Here is a 20782-nt window from a genome sequence, read left to right as displayed (position 1 = left end):
CGGCCGTGTGTCTCAATCACCCTGTGTCTCAAAAATATAAAAAGAAAAACAATGAAAACAATCCGAATAATAACGTTTATCGCCACAGTCCTTTTCCTTGCCGCCTGCGGCAAGACAAAAGACAAGGATAAGACATCTGAAACCCGGAAAATAACAATTGCGGAAGAACAGGACGGGCAGGACCATACCGAAGAAAATACGGTGACCCTCACAAGGAAGCAACGGGAAGCCATAAACCTGAAACTGGGAGATCTTACCGCAGTTAACCTGGACGGAACCATAAGGGTTACGGGCGAACTGGAATTGTACCCGGAAGATGAAGCAACAGTGGGTTCTTTTATGGATGGAAATATAAGCCGTATACTGGTAAAACCCGGAGAAAAAATAAAAAAAGGACAGGTACTCGCTTACATCGAAGACCCCGCGTTTATCGACCTGCAGGCCGATCTGAGGGAATTGCAGAGCGAATATGAATATCTCAGTCAGGAATTTGACCGGCAGAAGAAACTTTATGAAAATAAAGTGGCTTCGGGAAAAAATTACCAACGCATCACTTCCGATTATAAATCGGTTACAGCCAGGCTGGAAAGTACGAAAGCCAAATTGCGGTTACTCCGGGTAAATCCCGAAGCCATTATAAACGGGAGAACTTACGATGCCCTTCCGGTCGTATCCCCGATAAAAGGTTACGTCAGGGAAACAGGAGTGACCATAGGACAGCGGATCACTACCGGAAGCCGGCTTTTCCGTATCATAGACAAGGAAAACATTCATGCCGATCTATTGGTGTATGAAAAGGACCTGAATAAGGTCAAAGAAGGACAGAAAGTAACCCTGTATATTGCCAATGACAGGGACAGGCCTGTGGCAGGGAAGATCACGGAAATAGGCAAAAATTACGAAAGTACGATCAGGGCGGTACGGATGCACGCCAGCCTGGAAGGCGACAAAGAACCGTTCGTTCCCGGAATGTTCGTAGAAGGATTAATAGCTGTGGAAAACATGAAAACGATTGCCTTGCCGGAACTGGCTGTAGTGGAAGATGAAGGCAAAAAATACATTTTTATCAAAAATGAAAGTACGGGAAATATAGAAAGGGATGGAGATGACCATGATGTTAAGGATGCCGGGCAGGGAGAATGGGCTTTTACCAGGGCGGAAATCATGACAGGAGGTACGATGGAAGGCTGGATAGAGATAAAACCTTTGAAGACCATTCCTGGAAAGGCCGAAGTGGTAACGGAAGGCGCCTATTACCTGCTTGCGGAGATGAAAAAAGGGGAGACGGAGCACTCGCACTGATCTCCGGCGCATGGAAATAAACTAAAAGCTCCGGGAATACGCTTTCCCGGGGCATATGTTCTTGAGGAAATCCAGGGATGTTCCTTATGCCTGCATCGGCCACTTTTTAGTGTAAGCAGTGTTACCGATGTTTATTTCCTTGGCGGATATAACAATTTCCGTAGTCATGGGTTCGTCACCTATGGCCCGGAATTTTTCGTGATAACGGATACAGTATCCTTTTTTAAAGGAAGTAGTGCGCATACGGCTCATACCGTCCCGTTTGTAAAAGATCAGTTTCCCGTCTTTGGTCTGGGAGTTGCTGATTACCCAGTCGGAAAAACTATCTTTCATATCGGTTTCCAGCACCAGGCGAATTTCACCGCCTTTAGCATTGGTAGAGGGTTTTCCGCTGTGGTCCGTACCCTTTTCTACCCGGATGTCATATTCCAGAACGTTATAGGACATTTCATCGATTTCGAACTTGGCTAAAAAAGACATAAGCTATTGGGTTATTACATGGGATACAATTTTTTCTACAGGGTATTTAAGGAAATAAAGGGAGTCACACGGACTCCCTTTGATAGCAATATTTGATCGGCTCGCTTATTACAATATCAAATGAGAAATTAAATACCTAAACCCATTCGTTGATGTGCTCTCCGCCACCACTGGCGATGACACGGCACGATATGGTGAACGTTTCCGTGAGAGGATTATCGCCGTTATGGTCAAAATTCTCCCGGTATTTAACGAGATAGCCTTCGGTGAAGTTCACTTCACGTAGTTTGGCATCCGTGTCGCGTTTAATGTAAGTGATCACTCCGTTCTTACGCTCGAAGTTGTTGGTCATCCACTCCAGGAAAAAGGAATCTCCGGTGGATTCTACAGTGAGATTAATACGTCCCCCACGGGTTATTGAAGAGGGGCGTCCGGTAGCATCTACCTCTTGTGCCAGGTCATAATTGGCATTCAAAATGTTGACTTTCTTGCCGCCAACAGATAAAGTTGCTTTAAATGACATAATACTTAAAATTTAAAGAATTAAGGTTAATTACTAAAAATACCAAATCAAATATCTAACTATATAGAGCCTGCAAGATATTAAATGCGAAGATATTATGCAACGCTTAGTGTTAAGAAAGTGTTGTTTTTCTGTTTTGAAAAGTGAGAAATGTAACCAATGAAAGTAGTCCGGAAGCAGGCTGTTTTTGTTGAAATATCTTTACCGTATCTGCTTTACGAGATATATGTACACAGGGAAGTGATCGCTGTATCCACCGGAATAGCTCCCATTGGCATAACTCCGCAACGGATAGCCTTTATAAGGGCCCGTCGGTGTGAGCAGGTAATGTTTGTTATAGATTCCCGCTTTCCAGTAGCGATAAGACGATCTATCTTTTTTAAGAAGTTCAGCCGTAAAGAATATCTGGTCGAACAAATGCCATTGATCCCGGTGAGCAAGGGTGCCCATGCCTTTTTGTGCCATTTCTTCCATCGGGTTAAAAAGTTCCCCGTCTTTTACTTCTGCCTTTTTTTTCCTGGTTTTCAGTATTTTTTTCAGGCTCGGATCGGTAGGATCATCGTTGAGGTCGCCCATACTGATAATTTTTGCAGAAGGGTTTACAGTAAGCAGGGAATCTATGATCTTTTTGTTGAGTTCTGCCGCCGCCATCCGGTTTGGCCTGCTCTTCTTTTCTCCCCCGTAGCGGGAAGGCCAGTGGTTGACTATGAAATGAACGGGTTCATCGTCGAGAATACCGCTGACCAGAAGCTGGTCCCTGGTATATATTCTGTAACCTTCCTCGTTGTATATTTTTAATGGAATATTGCTAAAGCCGATAGGCGTAAAAGTACTTTTCCTGTACAGCAAAGCGACATCTATACCCCGGTGATCGGGAGAATCGAAATGGACGATCCCGTAGTCGTATCTGTCCAGGGCACTATCATTGACAAGATCGTGCAGTACGTTCCCGTTCTCCACCTCTGCCAGGCCAATGACATCCGGGGCAGTGCCGGTAACTTCTTCCCCGATTTCCGAAATCACCCGGGCCAGTTTGGATATTTTATCCGCATAACGCCCTGAAGTCCATTTGTAAGCTCCGGAAGGGGTTCTGTCGGCATCCGTATCGGAACTTTGAATCGTATCAAAGAGGTTTTCCGCATTATAGAAAGCGATGGTTTTTACGGTGTACTTTTTCTGTGCGGAAACCATACGCAGAGAAAATGCTGTGACAAACAGTAGAAGAAGTACAGGTTTTGTCATAATGAGATGTGAATAGGGTGAAATACAATTACCGGGAGAAAGATAGAAAAAGTATCTGTAGCCGTAAAGGCTTGAAAAAATGAAACTTGCTGAAGTACAGTGTTTTTGGTGCTTACGGATATTATAGAAAAAATTTATCACGAAAAATTGGGACTCCTTTCATTTTGTGGTGTAGAATTTAATAGCGGGCATAGTATAATGTATTAAAAGCCTGTGCTCCAACTAAAAAAAACCAGAATATGAAACAAAAATTACTCTTACTGTTTTTATTACCATATATACATTGCAGCTTTGGCCAGACGCTTTCCCGTGTCAAGGGAAGGATATTGGACTATCGTACCCGGGTCCCGCTGAAAGGCATTCACGTTCGCATTCAAGGGACCGCACACAGGCAGCGTAGCGGAACGGACGGTACGTTTGTCTTCGGTGGGATGTCCCCGGGGAACTTTTCACTCCATATCAGCGGAGACGGATATCTTTCCAGGACTTTTCCCCTGATCCTGACAAAGAACGAAGAAGATGTGGATATTGGCGATGTGTTCCTGGAACAGGATATTTCCGGCGACATGTCGGAAACCCTCGCAATTATAACGGATAACGAACTGGAGGATGATGAAAGCGGGGCAGATGTGGCATCCGGTATATTACAGGCTACGAGAGATATTTACTTGCAAAGGGCTGCTTTTGATTTTAGCCAGGCTTTTTTTAAAGTAAGGGGATACGATTCCAGGGAAGGAGTGGTAATGCTGAACGGGATTCCCATGAACAAGATGTTCAACGGCAGACCGCAATGGAATAACTGGGGCGGTCTGAATGATGTAACCAGGAGCCAGGAACTCTCCTTTGGGTTATCCCCTTCCCCGTATCATTTCGGAGGAGTGCTGGGCAGTACCAATATCATTATAAGGGCATCGGAATACAGGCCCGGTTTCCGGATATCGTCCTCCGCGTCCAACAGGTTTTACAATGGCAGGTTTATGGCTACATATAGTTCGGGTATGCAGGAGAATGGTTTGGCATATACCTTATCCGCTTCCAGGCGATGGGCCGGAGAAGCGTATATAGATGGTACCCTTTATGATGCCTGGTCTTTTTTCGGTGCGGTAGAATACCGTTTCAATGAAAAGAACAGTATTCAGGTTTCCGGGATATATGCGCCGAACCGGAGGGGAAGTTCGGCGGCGATAACCGGGGAAGTGTTTGACATGGCCGGAAGAAAATACAATCCGTACTGGGGAATGCAGGATGGTGATATCCGCAATTCCAGGGAAAGAAAAATAAAAGAACCTGTCGCATTGCTTTCCTATTTCCACGAAAGCGACAGTTTCCGGTTTTCGGCAGGAGCTGCCTGGCAGTCCGGCACCTATGGGAGAAGCCGGTTGGGGTATTACAACGCTCCGAACCCGGACCCGGTTTATTACCGGTATTTACCCGGATTTTACATTAATAGTCCCTCCGGCGCCAACTTTGAAAACGCCGCCCTGGCGAGGGAGGGATTTTATGAAAACCCCCAGATAGACTGGGGCACTTTATACCGGATAAACAGCAATCCGTCACAGGAAGGTAAAAGTGCTTATATACTTTACGATGACAATTCGGATGAAACGGCGCTTACGTTCCACACTTCGGCACTTGTTCGCCTGGGCGGTTCGGTCACTGTAAATGCCGGGGGCGTCTATAAAACATCGACATCGGAAAACTATGCGAGCATAAGCGACCTTCTGGGAGGGGATTTTCATGAAGACGAAGACCCTTTTACCGACACCAGGAACGATGTGAACGGCGAAGCTTTAAAATATAAAGGAGATACATTTAATTACAATTATAGTATATACGCACAACAGGCACAGGGTTTTGTACAACTGCAGGCCGAGCGCAAAAAATGGAATGCGTTTGTTGCGGCGAATTTCGGATACACCAATTACCAGAGAGAAGGGCATTTTTTAAATGAGCGTTTCGCAGATAATTCTTTTGGGAAAAGCGATGTCCTTAAATTTTCGGAATACGGAGTAAAAGCCGGGGGAATGTATCACATTACCGGGAGACATGCCTTGAGTATCCGGGGAGGCTATATTTCCAGGGCGCCCCTGTTGCAGAATTCTTTTGTAAACCCGAGAGAGAATAATGAACCGGTAAAAGATATTACTTCGGAAACCGTAATTAGCGGGGATGTTTCCTATCTCCTTCGTTTACCCGGGCTTACGGCCAGGTTAAGTGGTTATTACACCGGTTTCGAGGATGTTACCAATGTGAATTTCTTTTATGTGGATGCCGGTGTGGGGAGTGATTTTGTACAGGAAACGGTCAGCGGAATACAAAAACGGCATGTAGGAGGTGAGCTGGGGGTGTCTTACCATGTATCCCCGGAAGTAAAGCTCACGGCAGTCGGGGCCTATGGAAAATTTACCTATGCCGATAATGCTGATGTAGCCATTAATTTCGATACTGCGGGAAGAGAAGAAGACCTTATAAACCCCGATGGATTCCTGGATCTCGGCGAGGCATCGATAAAGGGGTACAGACTCGCGACCGGACCGCAACAGGCATACTCACTGGGGATAGAATACAGGGACCCGGACTACTGGTGGGTGGGGATGACTGCAAATTACCTGGCGGATAGCTATGTGGATATATCCAAAATAACCCGGACTGACAGTTTTTATGTGAACCCCGAAACCGGGGAGCGCTTTCCCGATGCTACGGATGAAGCAGTGTCTGCCCTGCTTAAACAGGAAAAACCGGATGATTTTTACCTTATGAACCTTACCGGGGGGAAATCCTGGCTGATAAATGGCAGGTACATAGGGCTTTTTGTCAGTGTGAATAATGTATTTGATACCGTGTACCGGACAGGAGGATATGAACAAAGCCGCAATGGTAACTTCGGACAATTATCTTCCGACCTGGCAAGAGGAGTCCCTTCGTTCGGACCAAAGTACTGGTATGGTTTCGGACGAACTTATTTTATAAACCTGGCAGTCAGTTTCTGATATGGAAAAGATAAAAAAATATACAGTAATAGTACTTATGGTTCTGCAATGGGCCTGTGTGAACAGTACCTACGATAACCCGGCCACGGGGTGCGAAGAAAAAGAACTGGAGCCTAATATTACGTTTGCAGAAGTCAAACAACTGTATGAAGATGAGGTAATGCTTATACATGAAGACCTTGTAGTAGAAGGCTATGTTATTTCCAGTGATAAGACAGGTAATTTTTACGGAACCCTGCATATCCAGGACAGGCCGGAGCATCCGCAGGAGGGATTTCAGATCGATCTGGATTTAAGGGATTACCACCTTTTATATTCTATAGGAAAAAAAATACGTATTCGGTTAAAGGGGTTGTACCTGGGTAAAAGCCAGGGAGTGCTGAAAGTTGGCGGGGTGTTTACCAATGCGGGAGGGACTTTGTCCGTAGGCAGATTGCCCGCTTCCAAGGTTCACGATCATATTTTTGTTTCCTGTGAGGATGCCGTAGACATTATTCCCGAAATTACTTTGGTGAATGAACTGGAGGATAAAATGATAAATACGCTGGTGAGACTTCCGGGGATGGAAATAAGCCCGGAAGACATGTGTCAGCCATATGCAGTTGCCGGAGAAAGCGGAACGGACCGTATACTCAGAAACTGCAACGGAGAAGAAATTGTATTGCGGAACAGCGGTTATGCCGATTTCCAGTCGGAAATACTGCCTTCCGGAAACGGAACGATAACCGCGGTACTCGGAAAATACAGCAATAAATATCAGCTTACCATCCGGGATACGGACGATCTGGATTTTAATGATGAGCGATGCGGAGAAATTGTGTATTCCTGTGATCCTGTCGGGGCCGATGCTACCATTGCCTATGTCAGGACTATGTATAAGGGAAAGACCGTGGAGATATCCGAAAACATAAAGATCACCGCAACGGTTATATCTGACCGGGAAGCCGGAAATACAAGTGAAGTAAATGCCGTAATAGAGGATGACACTGCCGGAATTGTCTGTTCTTTTACTTCGGGGCACACGTTGAACCCGGGAGACAAGGTAGAACTTTCTCTCTCCAATACTTCCCTGGAAAAGACCAATGGCCTACTTTACATAAAAGACATTCCGTTGGAGAATATAGTATCCGCAGAATCCGGACATCTTCCGGAACCGGAAAATATTATGCTTTCCGATGATCTGAAAACCTATGAAAGCAGGCTTGTGAGGATGGATAACGTGCAGTTTGAAACCCTGGGAGTGACATATTCCGGGATACGGATAATCACGGATTGTACCGATGCCGTAAAAGTATTTACCAGGGAAGAAGCTTCTTTTTCGGGAGAAACGGTAAATGACGGGAAAGGAAGTATCACAGGAATTGTCTCCGTATACCAGGATGAATATGGCCTGGTACCCCGAAACCCGGACGATCTGGATTTTACAGAACCCTACGAAGATTGTCTCGGTGGAACAAACCTGATGATCACAGAGTATGTGGAAGGGTCTTCATATAATAAATTCATAGAGATCTATAATGCTACGGATGTGGATATAGACATGGATGGTTATGTTTTGGCAAGGGATGATAATGGGGATGGAAATTTTGAACGATTTACAATGGAACTCTCAGGGATTATTCCTCCTGGCGGAATATTAGTATATGCAAATCCTCGATATGATGAAATTTTATACGCTGATGAAATAGCTAATACAAGTGGTTCTGCGCTTGGTTTCAATGGAAATGACCAGGTAGTGCTTATGAAAAACGGGATAATCATAGACCATATAGGCATTCCCGGAGATGAGAACTGGGGAATGGACAAAACATTTCGAAGAAAAACAGAAGTTATAAAGCCCAATACATCCTATGACGAAAACGAATGGGAAGAATACCCGAAAAATGATGTAAGCGGGTTGGGAGTGCGTTAAAACATATGAATATCAGAACGGATATTTTATTAAATGGATAAAAATATGTAATTTTACTTGTTATGAATGGTATTTTTACCGAAACAGGGTCGGGTATGGTTACTGAAGAAAAATTGTTCCGGAAAATCCCCAGTGAAATAGAAGCGGCCTGGATGGTAACGTATTTGTCTGAAAAGCCTTTTTCTCCTTTACATATTACAATACTAAAATCCAAGATAGGTGTTAGTGATGAAGTACTGTCCGGAATACTCAATATTGCTCCCAAAACTTTTATCAAGTACCGAAAAGATGCGGCTAATGTAAGGATTGATATCAAAGAGCATATCGTAATGCTTTTGTCATTAGTAAAACATGGGGCAGAAGTTTTTGGAAGTTCACAGGACTTTAATCGTTGGCTGGAAATGCCCAATGTCTTTCTGGAAAACAGGAAACCTCTTGGTTTTCTTAATACGATTAGCGGTATCAGGTTGATAGACAGTAGACTGACGGCAATGGAGTATGGAGACAATGTTTGATAAGTATGGAGGTTTTCAGGATTTCAATGGCAAAATATGCTTTTTCTCTTAAGGCTTCGGGTGCCGCAAACCGGTGGAACAAGGAAAATGAATATGTTATTTACTGTGCGGAAAGCAGGGCATTGGCCGTATTGGAATTGGTAGTTCATAGGAATGCCATTATGAACAGGGCTATGTATAAACTTATGACTATTACGCTTCCCGATGAAAAAAAATATTATAAAGAAATAAATCCGGGAAAATTATCCCGAAACTGGAAAAGCATCGCTAATTATGCGAATCTTCAAAAAAAGGGAAGTGATTGGTATGTGAAGCAGATATCGTTAGTATTAAAAGTCCCTTCCGTTTTGGTGAGAGGAGAGTATAATTATATAATTAATACCCGTCATCCCGATTTTGATAAAGTGATACTAAAAGACACGGAAGATTATCATTGGGACAAAAGATTACTGTAGACAATTACCTCGAAGTATTCCGATGGCTTGGGACAGAGTATTTCAAATTTCATTTAGTGCGTAAATTAGCTTGTCACTAGATTAAAAAATGAATGAAATAATGAGTAAGGAATTAAAAACCGCACTTATACAAACCGCTCTTGCCTGGGAAAATCCCCATGCAAACAGAACGATATTGCGAAAAAAAATAGACGAACTTCAACGGGATACCGACCTGGTGGTGCTTCCGGAAATGTTTACCTCCGGGTTTACCATGAAACCGGAAGCGGTTGCCGAAAGTATGGAAGGGGAAACTACGGCATGGATGCGGGAAGCAGCGAAAGAAAATGACGTAGCGATAACGGGAAGTGTTATCATCGAAGAACAGGGGAAATATTATAACCGTTTGTTATTTGTTCATCCGGACGGAAAGGTGGAGCATTACGATAAAAAACACGCTTTTACCCTGGCCGGGGAAAATGAGGTATACGATATTGGTACTAAACGACTTATCGTAGCGTATAAAGGATGGAAGATCTGTCCGCTTATATGTTACGACCTGCGTTTTCCGGTATGGGCGAGAAACACGGAGAATTTTGATATGCTCCTGTTCGTTGCCAACTGGCCTTCCCCGCGGATAAGTTCCTGGGACATACTCCTGAAAGCAAGGGCCGTAGAGAACCTGTGCTACTGTATCGGCGTGAACAGGGTGGGTGAAGACCACAACGGGCATAAATACCCGGGGCATTCCGCCGTATATGATGTGCTCGGGGAGCAGATGGTATTTTCCGAAAATGAGGAAACACTATACGCTACACCGGATAAGGAAAAAATAACATATTATCGGGATAAACTTCGTTTTCTGGATGACAGGGATGAATTCAAACTTCTTTGATTTCCTTTTGTCCTGCGAAGAAATCCGGGACATTATTCTTCGTTATTGGTCGGAATACTGTCTTTTTTCGGTTCCGGCGGCGCAGGGTTCCTGAGAATAAAGTCTTGTTCGATCTCCCAGTTCGCTTTTATGTCCAGGACACCGGGGAAGTGACTTACCCTTTCCGGCTGTCTTTTTTCCAGGTAATCGCCCGTATCCCATTTACCGTTGCCATTATCGTCATAAATCACCCGAAGAAGGTATTTTCCCGGATCGAGATAGTTGAAATCGTAATAACTCTTCGCCTCCTCAGCATAGATCTCGTCTTTTACTTCACCTTTTTCCGTCGTAAGCTGAAGGAGGATCGGAAAAGAATCCACATTGCTAAGGATCATTCGGAGGTTTCCGTAATCGGCAAAGCTTTTGGTGCTGAGGTTATAACTGAGCGTGTCATTGGTTTTTCCGAAGAAATCATCTATGGCACCCGGAAGCATGGTTACCCGGTATTTCTCGTTGGGAAGTGTCTCCCATTTCAACCGGACAAGGTTTTCTTTTTCGTCGATTTCCGGGGTAAAATCAACTGCTACGGAATCTTTGTTCAGCACGGAAATTTTCTCCCTGGTGACAGAACCGATGGGGGTGTTGGCACCGATGGAAAAAGGTTTTTTAAAAGATAAACTCCCTTTCTGTGTAGGGGAAATGGTAAGTGTATCGTTATATAATTCTTTTATTTTTACCGTAAAAGTATCCCGGACCATGACACGTGGATTTGTTACCTTAAAAATAAGGGAATCTGCCTGAACAGGGGTAAACCAGTAATGCAGGGTATCTTTTTCTTTATCTTTTATAATCCTGTACTTGTAATCCGCAGGAGGCTCGGGGTAAAGCATGTCTATGGCAATGCTGTCCGCGTCTGCGGTACCTTCATACCCGAAAATGATCCTGTTCTTGGCAGCGAGTACCGGCCGGGTAGCCCGGTAGTATGAATTGTCCTCGAATAAATTCAGGCGGTACACCGAATCGGTAGGGACGTCGATAAAATCTTTAATAAAGGCAATTTTATCCGTTTTAGGTACATACGTATTGGTACTGGAATTGTCCTTTAACCCTATCAGCATATATTTCCCCGCCTTAATGTTGGTGATCTGGAACGTACTGGAACTGTCGAGGGTATTGGTGATATAGGTGGGAACCTGTTTGTAAACGATAGAATCGGTATATGTCGAGTCTATTTCATAGAGCATTACAGATACGAAGTTGTCCGGTTTTTTCTGAATAGCGTCTGTTATATATCCGTTTACGGTAAGGGAGTCCACATAGTCTCCTGTAGAAAATACATATTTGAAAAAAGAATACGGGTTCTCCTCGTTATTGTCTACGATACTCTGCCCGAAATTAAATACATAAGTAGTATTTTCTCTGAGAGTATCACTTATTTTAATATCTATATATTTACTGGCACTCCCCTGTGGCATGATCTGTGGCGTAGTTTTCATAGGGGGAGATACGATGAGCTGCTTCTGAATGTCCTTTAGTTTAATATATTCGTCAAAATAGATACGTATCCTTTTCGCTTTGAAATTAGTGCTGGATGTATCCGGTTCTGCCGATACCATTTTGGGAGGTGTCGTATCCTTTTCTCCTCCGGTAGGGGAGCCCCGTTTGGCACAATTCAGAAGGGTTAGAAAAATGCATAGGAACAGCCCGGTATTTATAGCCTTTTGTCTCATGTAAACAAACTTGTTTGTCGCCTGACAAAGTAACGATTATTTTTAAAAATTATACGGTAATAGCCATGGTAGCAATACTTACTTTAACATTCCCGTGTTTTTGCAGGGTCCGGGCGCAACGTTCCAGTGTCGATCCCGTGGTTATGACATCATCTACCAGTAATATATGACAGGGGGCAGAAGGTATGCTTTGCCGTATATCGAAGATGCTTTCGCCTTCCTTCCAGCGTGCCAACCGGCTTTTAAATGTCTGTGCTTTGACATTTGTTGTTTTAACAAGAATATCTTCCCTGTATTCTGCCTGTAGGGCATCGGCAATACACCAGGCAAAGGCAGAAACCTGATTATAGCCTCTTTTTCGTTGTTTTTTAGGATGCAGGGGAACCGGGATAACCATGTCTATTTTGTTTTGCAGGCCGCTTTCCGCAAGGCAGGCCCCGTACCACTTTCCGAGAAATATCCCTATTTCCGGATGTCCTTTGTATTTCAGGTGATGTATCAGTTGCTGTGTGACCCCTTTCTTATGGAACAGTAAATGGGCCGCGGCAAATTCTATCTTAACCCTGCCGTAAAATATTTTTTCTACCGGATTTTCACGGGAGCGGTGATATTCCGTTACCGGGAGCCGGTGTCTGCATGCCGTACATATAGTGTGTTCGCCGGGGGATAAACGGACCGAACAGCCCGGGCAAATTTCCGGAAAGAGAAGATTGTATATATCGCTTACAATACGGAGAAGAAATGTCATTTTAAGGATTTGGCTCTTTCAAATTTAGGCATTACCAGGGAAATATGCACGAACAGATGGTAATGTCAGGGCAAACGCATCATGTGCGCAGTATCTGAGAATGTGAGAATGTGGGAATGTGACCTGGGGTTAAAGGAGCCTGGGAAATGGGAGGATAGAGATGGTAAGGATGACGGGGAGACCAGGTGCCCTTCGGCCCCACTCAGAACGGCACTTGTAACCTGCAACCTTGAACTATTTATAATTTTACGATGCGTTTGCCCTGACAGTAATAGGAAAGCAGTATTTTGTGCAATATGCAGTAGCATAAGGTTTGTAACAAAAAATAATGGCAAAACCCTCTTTTTTCGGTCGGAATGTCTTATTTTTTGCGGTTAAAAATTCTATTTTTGCGCTATGGCAAATCAAGACGAACATTTTAAGAAGGTAATAGCCCATGCAAAGGAATACGGCTATATATTTCCTTCGAGTGAAATATACGACGGACTCAGTGCGATATATGACTATGCACAGAACGGGGTTGAACTCAAGAAAAATATCCGCGAGTACTGGTGGAAAGCCATGGTACAGATGCATGAAAATATTGTGGGAATAGATGCCGCGATCTTTATGCATCCTACCACATGGAAAGCTTCTGGCCACGTAGATGCTTTTAACGATCCGCTTATCGATAACAAGGATTCCAAAAAGCGATACCGGGCCGATGTGCTTGTGGAAGATTATGTAGCCAAAATTGAAGCTAAGATAGAGAAGGAAGTAGCAAAGGCCCAAAAGCGTTTTGGCGATACTTTCGATAAAGAACAGTTTCTGGCCACAAACGGAAGAGTTGTAGAATACCAGGAAAAGGCCGATACCATACTCAAGCGCCTTGGAAAATCCCTGGAAAACGAAGACCTGGCCGATGTAAAGGCACTTATAGAAGAACTGGAAATCGCCGATCCGGAAACGGGTTCGAGAAACTGGACGGATGTAAAGCAGTTTAACCTGATGTTTGGCACCAAACTGGGAGCTTCCGCGGATAGCGCCATGGATCTGTACCTTCGTCCGGAGACTGCACAGGGGATTTTTGTAAACTTCCTCAACGTTCAGAAAACCGGTAGGATGAAGATCCCGTTCGGTATAGCACAGACCGGGAAAGCCTTCCGGAACGAGATCGTAGCACGGCAGTTTATTTTCCGCCAGCGGGAATTCGAACAGATGGAAATGCAGTTTTTTGTTCGCCCCGGTGAGCAGAAGAAATGGTACGAAACCTGGAAGGAAAACCGATTGAAATGGCATCTTTCACTGGGAATGGGAGAAGACAATTACCGTTTTCACGATCATGAAAAACTGGCCCATTATGCAGATGCGGCTACGGATATTGAATTCAGGTTCCCGTTCGGGTTCAAAGAGCTGGAAGGTATTCACTCCCGTACGGATTTTGACCTGGGGAACCACGAAAAATACTCCGGTAAGAAACTACAGTATTTCGATCCGGAACTCAATGAGAGTTATGTGCCTTATGTGGTAGAAACATCCATAGGACTGGATCGTATGTTCCTGGCTGTGTTTTCCAACTCCCTGAAGGATGAAGAACTGGAAAACGGCACCACAAGGACCGTATTGAAAATACCGGCTGTGCTGGCCCCTACCAAAGCGGCGATCCTGCCACTGGTGAAAAAAGACGGGCTGCCGGAAGTGGCTCGTAAAATCGTGAATGAACTGAAGTGGGATTTTATGGTACAGTACGACGAGAAGGATGCCGTAGGGCGCCGTTACCGGAGGCAGGATGCCGCAGGCACCCCGTTCTGTATCACCGTAGACCACCAGACGCTGGAGGATGATACGGTAACCATCCGCTACAGGGACACTATGGAGCAACAACGTGTTCCCGTTGCGGAACTGCGGAACATCATTTTCCGTGAGACAGACATGCGTACCTGGCTGGTAGGTATGGACCGTGTGGAAAAGAGCGTGTAACCAATACAATAAAAGGGAATAGTTACGTTATAGATAACAGTCCCTCTGTTTATATATTGTAGAATGTACAAGGCAATGGCTTATTCAGCCGGAGCAGTGCATTCTACAATTTTTTTATACCCTTGTCATCAGGTTTTAAACCTTTCCCGTTTTATCACCGCTTATAAATCCACATGGGGATGAACTTCTTTTGAGTTTTGTATATATCTGGTATTCAGTCAATAGAATTGTTGTTGATAACCATTTTGTGCTTTAACATTTTCAGGGATCCCTATTTTGTAAATTTAAACTATGGAAAAAGATGCCTATATAAAAGGAAGGGGAGCGCAGGGAAATGTGAAGAACAGGTTCCTGGAAATGTCGCATGAAATGAGGGATGATTTCCTGGAATATTGCAGGCTGGAGGGAGATGAAGCGGACAATAACAAGACACAATACCTGAAAGTATTTCCCAAGACCATTGTGAATAAGGTGGACAGTCCTGATGTGGGGATGGGATATTCGATGAACCCGTACCAGGGCTGCGAACACGGTTGTATTTACTGTTATGCACGCAATAGCCACGAGTATTGGGGGTACAGTGCCGGACTGGATTTTGAAAGGCGTATCCTGGTCAAGGAAAACGCGCCGAAGCTACTGGAAGAAAAACTTAGAAGTAAGAACTGGAAAGCGCATACTGTAGTGCTCTCCGGAAATACGGATTGTTACCAGCCGGCGGAACAACGTTTCTTTATTACCCGTGAATGTCTGAAGGTCTTCCTGAAATACAGGCATCCGGTGGGCATCATAACCAAAAATGCCATGGTAATGCGCGACCTGGATATTCTTAAAGACCTGGCTGCGGATAATCTGATTGCAGTCAATATATCGGTAACCTCTCTTTCGGAAGAAACCAGGAGGGTACTGGAACCCCGGACGGCGAGCATAAAGAAAAGGCTGGAAACGGTACGGAAATTATCGGAAAACGGTATTCCCGTGAATGTAATGATAGCCCCGATAATCCCTTCGATAAACAGCCATGAGGTGTTGCCGCTGGCAAAAGCCGCTGCGGATAACGGGGCGGTTTCTATAGGGCATACCATTGTAAGACTGAACGGGGCTATTGGACAGATATTTTCGGAGTGGATAAGAAAAGCGATGCCGGACAAGGCAGATAAAGTACTTCACCAGATCGAAGATTGCCACGGGGGAAGCCTTAACGACAGCCGTTACGGTAAGCGCATGACAGGAGAGGGCAGAATAGCGGAGCAGATACATACGCTGTTTCAGATAGCAAAACGGAAGTACTTCGCAGATACGTCTTACCCGCATCTCAATACTTCACTTCACGAAAGTTACAAAGACGGACAGTTAAAACTTTTTTAGGGAGTACAGTCCGTTTTTTCGGCGGTTAACACAAATGCTCCCTCTTTTCCCGGATTGGTAGTGATTTTTGCCTCATTATCGGTTATCTCTATACGGATATCCTGGGTTTCGGTCATTCCTTCCTGGTTGAAGGTGTATTTTCCCAGGATGATTCCGTCCTTCATGGTTCCTTCCACCGTTCCGCTTCTCCCGTCTTTTTCAGCGGGGAACCAGTTGAATATGCCTTGGACTTTTTTCTGTTCCACGTGAAGCGTCAGTATGGTAGAGTCGCGAATAACACGGTCTTCCCGTTCTATATCTTTCCCGGTGGACAAAAAGCAGAGGTCTATGGTTTCAACCGGGTTTGAGTTGAGGGTTTCATTTGAAATGCTTTCTTTCTTTTGTGTCTCTTTTTTTTCGTTTTTACATCCGGAGATCAAAAAGAAAGCTGCAAAAACGGGGATAAGTAGCTTTTTCATGGCTGGGGGATTTGGTTATTTCTAATTTAAAACAGTTTCTTTAAAGGTAGTGAAAATTATTTTTCCCCGTTCCACTCCCCGTAAAACTGTTCCAGGAAGCCTTCCATGTAACGATGTCTCTCCAGGGCTATCCGTTTACCTGTTTCCGTGTTCATCATATCCTTTAAAAGAAGGAGTTTCTCATAGAAATGATTGATAGTAGGGGCCGTACTTTTTTTATATTCTTCCTTGGTTTCGTAGCGTATGGGCGGTATATCCGGGTTGTGTAGTTCCCGGTTTTTGAATCCGCCGTAATTAAATGCACGTGCAATACCAATAGCTCCTATGGCATCCAGTCTGTCGGCATCCTGTACCACATCGAGTTCCCTCGAGCGAAAGCTTTTGGTTTCGTAGCTGCCTTTAAAGGAGATGTTTTTAATGATCTGTACTACGTGTTCCGTAACTCTTTCCGATATGTTTTGGCCTTCCAGAAAAGCCCGGGCAACTCCGGGGCCAATACTTTCGTCACCATTGTGGAATTTACTGTCGGCAATATCGTGGAGCAGGGCGCCTAGTTGTGCTATCAGCAGGTCTACTTCTTCATGACGTGCAATGAGCATAGTGTTATTGTAAACCCTTTGAATATGAAACCAGTCGTGGCCGCCCTCCGCGTTCTCTAATTGCTGCTTTACAAAAGCTATGGTGTTTGGGATAATTTCGGGATTGTTCATGATGGAAAATTAAAAAAATCCTTTCGGATCAAGGAAAGGATTTTTAGAAAATATAATTGTTTTTTCGTTATCTGGCTGTTGCGGGCTCTACCCATTTGAATATGTGGGACTCCTGGGGGATTTGTATCCTTTCGGAAATTCTCAGCATTCTCGCGGGGAGTTTCATCAGGTAATCTCTTGCTTTTTCGGCTTCGTCGGTGAGCCCCGTGATCTTGTCAACCTGCCATTTGGCAATCAGTTTCTGGATAATATCCACATAGTCATAGGATGTGTATACTCCAATACGCTGTGCGGAGTCCGAAAACTGTTCCCACGCTGCTCCAAGTTTTTGGCCGGATTCTCTCAGGAAGTGTGCGGGCATGGTTATTTTCTGTTTCATCATATACTGGAATGCCAGCATCATCTGGCTTGGATCCACTTCAAAAATCCGCCTTACGAATTCGCTGTAAGCCTGGTGATGACGCATTTCGTCTCCGGAAATGATCTTACACATTTTGGAAAGTCTCTGGTTGCCATATTTTTTCGCCAGTTTGGCTACACGGTTATGTGAAATGTATGTGGCGAGTTCCTGAAAACTGGTGTATACGAAGTTTTTATAAGGATCGGTATCCGTGCCAATATCAAACCCGTCATTAATAAGGTGGTGTGTAGTGCGTTCCACTTCTTTCATATTAACTCTTCCCGAAAGGTAGAGATATTTATTCAATACATCTCCGTGGCGGTTCTCTTCACCTGTCCAGTGCCTTACCCATCTGGACCAGCCATTTCTTCCGACCTGGTCTATCCCTTCCACATCCATCAGCCAGGATTCATAAGTGGGGAGTGCTTCTTCCGTAATGGTGTCTCCCACCAGTACTACCCAGAAATCATATGGCATTTCCTTGGCCAGCTCACGTAACTCTTTTACGTCTTCCAGAAAATTCTCATTTTCGGAATCGGGCAAAAAGTCACTGGGTTGCCAGATGGTATCCACAGGGATTAAATATTTATCCACAAAAGTATCGATATCTTTCTCCAGAAGTTGCATTACTTCCAGTCGCACGTTTTTTATAGACATAATAAATTTATATGATTATTCCTTGTTTTACTGCGTTTTCCGTTTTTTCTATTATTTCATTAAAAGGAACATTTTGGATGGCAAATGGTTGTTGTATGCTGAAGGTTACCCGGTTACACAAAGTTAAGGGAAAATTGCCGTTTTTAACAATTTTCCACGAATTATTTATGCTTAAAGGTACAATATAAGCGGATGTTGCATATTTGCACAATATTTTCAAACCATTCTCCGAAAAGCGTTTCGGGACCCCGTTTTTACTTCGCGTACCTTCCGGAAAAATAACGGTGGCCCGGTTGTGTTTTTCAATGTATTCAGCCATCGCTTTTATAGCGGGAAGTGCTTGTTTCGGGTCTTTGCGGTCTATGAGCGCAGAACCTCCGTGTCTCAGGTTAAATGAAACACTGGGAATACCTCTGCCAAGCTCCTTTTTACTGATGAATTTGGGATGGAACTTCCGCATATACCAGATTATCGGAGGGATGTCGTACATGCTTTGATGGTTGGCAACGATAATAAGCGGTACACCTTCGGGTACGAGATGACGATTTTCGAATGTATAGGTAGTCCCCAGTATACTGGTGCAACGCACTAAAAGGAGGTTCAGTATGGAAACGCTTTTCTTATGAGCGGTGTACCCGAAGAGGTTGAGACATATCCACTGGATGCCGTGAAATACAACCAGGCATAGCCCGAAACACAAATAAAACAGGGCAGAAAGCGGATAAGACAAAATTTTTTTCATAACAGGTTTTTATCTAATATGGCCAACCACTACTGGCTTCGGACGCAAATATAAGTTGCCGAATGGATTAGCAGGTTTTCTTTTATTTTTTTATTCTTTCTTTAACTATCTTTTTTTCCGCTTTGAGGTAGACGGTTTCTTCCGGTGTTATGGGGTAAGGGTGTTCGAAGAAAAGGGCGGTCCCACGGTGCAGGGCCCTGATGAGGTAGCGGTTGCCTTCAAAATAAGATTCCTTGACACGTACACGCAGGGCAGATTCTTTGGTGGTGTGTAATTCATGGGTATATACGAGTACCCTTTTGTGATCGGGATAATTTTCTGCGGGAAAAAGCAGGTTTGCCTGTATTTCATTGACTTCCCCGAAGAGGGAAGCGATATATTTATTGTCGGGTTTTTGATACAGTTGTGCCGGATCATCTTCGCGAATGACCTTACCGTCCTTCATAACCAGTGTTTTGTCCGCATGCGAAAGTGCATCAACACTGTCGTGAGTAGCGATGATACAGGTAATATTCTTTTTCCGGATAAAAGCAAAGAGGTCCCTGCGCAGTTTATTGGTACGGAAACTGTCTATATGGCTGAACGGTTCGTCCAGCAACAGTATTTCCGGCTTCTGTGCCACGGCCCTGGCCAGGGCAACCCTTTGCTGCTGTCCCCCGCTGAGGTTTCCCGGTCTTTCCTCTGCGTATTCCCGGAGCTCTACCATTTCCAGGAGTTCGTCTATCCTTTCGGATTTTTCTTCCCGGTAAAAATTGGACAGGAACTTTCCTATGTTATCCCTTACCGATACATAAGGCATAAGATCAAAGTCCTGCGCCAGATATTTCATGTAGGGCTCCCCGGGGACCAGATTATATGCAGGGCCAAGTACTCTTTTGTCTTTCCAGTAAATTTCTCCTTCATCGAGGTCGTAAAGGCCGTAAACAGCGCGTAAAAGTGTACTTTTTCCGGAGCCACTTTCCCCGATCACAGATATGATTTGTCCGGGTTCTGCTTTGAAACGCACAGCATTCAGCACCGGTTTTTCCGTAAAACGGAATGAGATATCCTTAACGTCTAGCATTTTTTGACAGATACGAGGGTTTCGGGCAAAGATAATGGCTTTGTGTAAAAAGGAAAATCGGCAACCGTTTTTTTGAGACCTGTTACCGACGAACTAACAAATGCCTTTCGATCTTTTAAATTCTACCCTGTTTGCCACTAAAAAAGAAGCTACCGGAATACACCGATAGCTTCTCAGATTATGGTTTACAGGGTATTGCCCTTGCTAACTTGATTGAAAAAATGATAATTTGGAACAAGCACACAGGTCATCCGATCCGGATATCAGAACCAGGGCTTCTTACCGATCTGGTACGTATTGTAAAATTCTTCATCTGACTTGGTAAGGTATATGATCCCTTCGATCAGACCTATGATACCCCCGAGACCGCATAAGAAGGAAAGAAGTATTTGAACGATCCCTTCCTTGTTATACCCGAGGATAAATTTGTGAATTCCCAAAGACCCTATCACGATAGCCAATACTCCTGCAAGTATTTTTTTATTCTCCTGGCTGTGGATGGTTTGCTGTACGCCGTCGCTGAATTCCCGGGCACTTTCTTTAGCCTCGTCACCTATTTCCTTAGCGGTTTTTTTCGCTTCTTCGCCCATTTCTTTTGCTTTGTCAGAAAAGTTTTTTTCGTCTTTATTTTCTTCACTCATGATTGAAAATGATTTCGGTTTGATTATAGTATGTTAA

At 44.2% G+C, this 20782-nt stretch carries 19 protein-coding genes; 8 read left to right on the top strand and 11 right to left on the bottom strand.

Translation table 11 applies throughout. The features are described from left to right. Positions 1-51 precede the first annotated feature (51 nt). Complete coding sequence (locus ACVBDU_RS09320; protein WP_447179478.1) at positions 52-1302, top strand: efflux RND transporter periplasmic adaptor subunit; 1251 nt, start codon at positions 52-54, stop codon at positions 1300-1302. 84 nt (positions 1303-1386) lie between these two features. On the opposite strand, the gene tssD (ACVBDU_RS09315) is transcribed toward ACVBDU_RS09320, so the two are convergent. The 3 genes from tssD (ACVBDU_RS09315) to ACVBDU_RS09305 form a co-directional block, all read right to left on the bottom strand. After that, complete coding sequence (gene tssD / locus ACVBDU_RS09315; protein WP_447179477.1) at positions 1387-1782, bottom strand: type VI secretion system tube protein TssD; 396 nt, start codon at positions 1780-1782, stop codon at positions 1387-1389. Positions 1783-1918: 136 nt separating this feature from the next. Beyond that, the gene (gene tssD / locus ACVBDU_RS09310) at positions 1919-2305 is read right to left on the bottom strand and encodes a type VI secretion system tube protein TssD (protein ID WP_447177128.1); all 387 of its coding nucleotides are present in this window, start codon (positions 2303-2305) and stop codon (positions 1919-1921) included. Positions 2306-2506: 201 nt separating this feature from the next. After that, positions 2507-3547, bottom strand: a complete 1041-nt coding sequence (locus ACVBDU_RS09305; RefSeq protein ID WP_447179476.1) for an endonuclease/exonuclease/phosphatase family protein — start codon at positions 3545-3547, stop codon at positions 2507-2509. Between the two features lie 239 nt (positions 3548-3786). On the opposite strand from ACVBDU_RS09305, the gene ACVBDU_RS09300 reads away from it, so the two are divergent. The 5 genes from ACVBDU_RS09300 to ACVBDU_RS09280 all read left to right on the top strand — a co-directional run bounded on the left by ACVBDU_RS09300 (position 3787) and on the right by ACVBDU_RS09280 (position 10293). Beyond that, entirely contained in the window at positions 3787-6537 is a 2751-nt protein-coding gene (locus tag ACVBDU_RS09300; protein ID WP_447179475.1) for a carboxypeptidase regulatory-like domain-containing protein, read from the top strand. Between the two features lies 1 nt (position 6538). Then, complete coding sequence (locus ACVBDU_RS09295) at positions 6539-8449, top strand: DUF5689 domain-containing protein (RefSeq protein WP_447179474.1); 1911 nt, start codon at positions 6539-6541, stop codon at positions 8447-8449. Between the two features lie 95 nt (positions 8450-8544). Continuing rightward, a complete protein-coding gene (locus ACVBDU_RS09290) occupies positions 8545-8964 on the top strand; it encodes an Xre family toxin-antitoxin system antitoxin (protein WP_447179473.1) in 420 nt (139 codons plus the stop codon). A 26-nt stretch (positions 8965-8990) separates the two neighbouring features. Then, positions 8991-9419: an RES family NAD+ phosphorylase gene (locus ACVBDU_RS09285; protein WP_447179472.1), complete on the top strand. Its 429-nt coding sequence runs from the start codon at positions 8991-8993 to the stop codon at positions 9417-9419. A gap of 100 nt (positions 9420-9519) precedes the next feature. After that, positions 9520-10293 (top strand): amidohydrolase, encoded by a 774-nt coding sequence (locus ACVBDU_RS09280; protein ID WP_447179471.1) that lies wholly within the window; start codon positions 9520-9522, stop codon positions 10291-10293. 32 nt (positions 10294-10325) lie between these two features. On the opposite strand, the gene ACVBDU_RS09275 is transcribed toward ACVBDU_RS09280, so the two are convergent. Then, the gene (locus tag ACVBDU_RS09275) at positions 10326-12002 is read right to left on the bottom strand and encodes an Ig-like domain-containing domain (RefSeq protein ID WP_447179470.1); all 1677 of its coding nucleotides are present in this window, start codon (positions 12000-12002) and stop codon (positions 10326-10328) included. A gap of 49 nt (positions 12003-12051) precedes the next feature. Next, positions 12052-12750 (bottom strand): ComF family protein, encoded by a 699-nt coding sequence (locus tag ACVBDU_RS09270; protein WP_447179469.1) that lies wholly within the window; start codon positions 12748-12750, stop codon positions 12052-12054. A 396-nt stretch (positions 12751-13146) separates the two neighbouring features. On the opposite strand from ACVBDU_RS09270, the gene ACVBDU_RS09265 reads away from it, so the two are divergent. Together ACVBDU_RS09265 and ACVBDU_RS09260 are read left to right on the top strand one after the other, a co-directional pair. Further along, positions 13147-14709: a glycine--tRNA ligase gene (locus ACVBDU_RS09265; protein ID WP_447179468.1), complete on the top strand. Its 1563-nt coding sequence runs from the start codon at positions 13147-13149 to the stop codon at positions 14707-14709. 291 nt (positions 14710-15000) lie between these two features. Further along, positions 15001-16074: a PA0069 family radical SAM protein gene (locus ACVBDU_RS09260; RefSeq protein ID WP_447179467.1), complete on the top strand. Its 1074-nt coding sequence runs from the start codon at positions 15001-15003 to the stop codon at positions 16072-16074. Here the strand turns inward: ACVBDU_RS09260 and ACVBDU_RS09255 are convergent. From ACVBDU_RS09255 to ACVBDU_RS09230, 6 genes are all read right to left on the bottom strand, one after another. After that, entirely contained in the window at positions 16071-16532 is a 462-nt protein-coding gene (locus ACVBDU_RS09255; RefSeq protein ID WP_447179466.1) for a hypothetical protein, read from the bottom strand. The genes ACVBDU_RS09260 and ACVBDU_RS09255 overlap by 4 nt on opposite strands. 56 nt (positions 16533-16588) lie before the next feature. Then, on the bottom strand, positions 16589-17242 hold the full coding sequence (locus ACVBDU_RS09250; RefSeq protein ID WP_447179465.1) for an HD domain-containing protein: 654 nt from the start codon (positions 17240-17242) through the stop codon (positions 16589-16591). Positions 17243-17309: 67 nt separating this feature from the next. Then, entirely contained in the window at positions 17310-18299 is a 990-nt protein-coding gene (locus tag ACVBDU_RS09245; protein ID WP_447179464.1) for an acyl-ACP desaturase, read from the bottom strand. 7 nt (positions 18300-18306) lie between these two features. Further along, positions 18307-19041 carry a lysophospholipid acyltransferase family protein gene (locus ACVBDU_RS09240; protein ID WP_447179463.1) on the bottom strand — a complete coding sequence of 245 codons (735 nt, stop codon included), beginning with the start codon at positions 19039-19041 and terminating at the stop codon, positions 18307-18309. Positions 19042-19123: 82 nt separating this feature from the next. Then, complete coding sequence (locus tag ACVBDU_RS09235) at positions 19124-20104, bottom strand: ABC transporter ATP-binding protein (protein WP_447179462.1); 981 nt, start codon at positions 20102-20104, stop codon at positions 19124-19126. Positions 20105-20367: 263 nt separating this feature from the next. Continuing rightward, a complete protein-coding gene (locus ACVBDU_RS09230; RefSeq protein WP_447179461.1) occupies positions 20368-20745 on the bottom strand; it encodes a TM2 domain-containing protein in 378 nt (125 codons plus the stop codon). Between the last annotated feature and the right edge of the window lie 37 nt (positions 20746-20782).

It is taken from the genome of Sinomicrobium endophyticum (assembly GCF_052983315.1).
Note: the sequence above shows the minus strand (reverse complement) of the source record. Positions and strands in the feature narration are given on the sequence as shown.

Excerpts from the sequence above, each read along its gene's own strand:
- ACVBDU_RS09320 (WP_447179478.1), top strand. The coding sequence starts at position 52 with ATGAAAACAATCCGAATAATAACGTTTATCGCCACAGTCCTTTTCCTT.
- tssD (WP_447179477.1), bottom strand. The coding sequence starts at position 1,782 with ATGTCTTTTTTAGCCAAGTTCGAAATCGATGAAATGTCCTATAACGTT.
- tssD (WP_447177128.1), bottom strand. The coding sequence starts at position 2,305 with ATGTCATTTAAAGCAACTTTATCTGTTGGCGGCAAGAAAGTCAACATT.
- ACVBDU_RS09305 (WP_447179476.1), bottom strand. The coding sequence starts at position 3,547 with ATGACAAAACCTGTACTTCTTCTACTGTTTGTCACAGCATTTTCTCTG.
- ACVBDU_RS09300 (WP_447179475.1), top strand. The coding sequence starts at position 3,787 with ATGAAACAAAAATTACTCTTACTGTTTTTATTACCATATATACATTGC.
- ACVBDU_RS09295 (WP_447179474.1), top strand. The coding sequence starts at position 6,539 with ATGGAAAAGATAAAAAAATATACAGTAATAGTACTTATGGTTCTGCAA.
- ACVBDU_RS09290 (WP_447179473.1), top strand. The coding sequence starts at position 8,545 with ATGGTTACTGAAGAAAAATTGTTCCGGAAAATCCCCAGTGAAATAGAA.
- ACVBDU_RS09285 (WP_447179472.1), top strand. The coding sequence starts at position 8,991 with ATGGCAAAATATGCTTTTTCTCTTAAGGCTTCGGGTGCCGCAAACCGG.
- ACVBDU_RS09280 (WP_447179471.1), top strand. The coding sequence starts at position 9,520 with ATGAGTAAGGAATTAAAAACCGCACTTATACAAACCGCTCTTGCCTGG.
- ACVBDU_RS09275 (WP_447179470.1), bottom strand. The coding sequence starts at position 12,002 with ATGAGACAAAAGGCTATAAATACCGGGCTGTTCCTATGCATTTTTCTA.
- ACVBDU_RS09270 (WP_447179469.1), bottom strand. The coding sequence starts at position 12,750 with ATGACATTTCTTCTCCGTATTGTAAGCGATATATACAATCTTCTCTTT.
- ACVBDU_RS09265 (WP_447179468.1), top strand. The coding sequence starts at position 13,147 with ATGGCAAATCAAGACGAACATTTTAAGAAGGTAATAGCCCATGCAAAG.
- ACVBDU_RS09260 (WP_447179467.1), top strand. The coding sequence starts at position 15,001 with ATGGAAAAAGATGCCTATATAAAAGGAAGGGGAGCGCAGGGAAATGTG.
- ACVBDU_RS09255 (WP_447179466.1), bottom strand. The coding sequence starts at position 16,532 with ATGAAAAAGCTACTTATCCCCGTTTTTGCAGCTTTCTTTTTGATCTCC.
- ACVBDU_RS09250 (WP_447179465.1), bottom strand. The coding sequence starts at position 17,242 with ATGAACAATCCCGAAATTATCCCAAACACCATAGCTTTTGTAAAGCAG.
- ACVBDU_RS09245 (WP_447179464.1), bottom strand. The coding sequence starts at position 18,299 with ATGTCTATAAAAAACGTGCGACTGGAAGTAATGCAACTTCTGGAGAAA.
- ACVBDU_RS09240 (WP_447179463.1), bottom strand. The coding sequence starts at position 19,041 with ATGAAAAAAATTTTGTCTTATCCGCTTTCTGCCCTGTTTTATTTGTGT.
- ACVBDU_RS09235 (WP_447179462.1), bottom strand. The coding sequence starts at position 20,104 with ATGCTAGACGTTAAGGATATCTCATTCCGTTTTACGGAAAAACCGGTG.
- ACVBDU_RS09230 (WP_447179461.1), bottom strand. The coding sequence starts at position 20,745 with ATGAGTGAAGAAAATAAAGACGAAAAAAACTTTTCTGACAAAGCAAAA.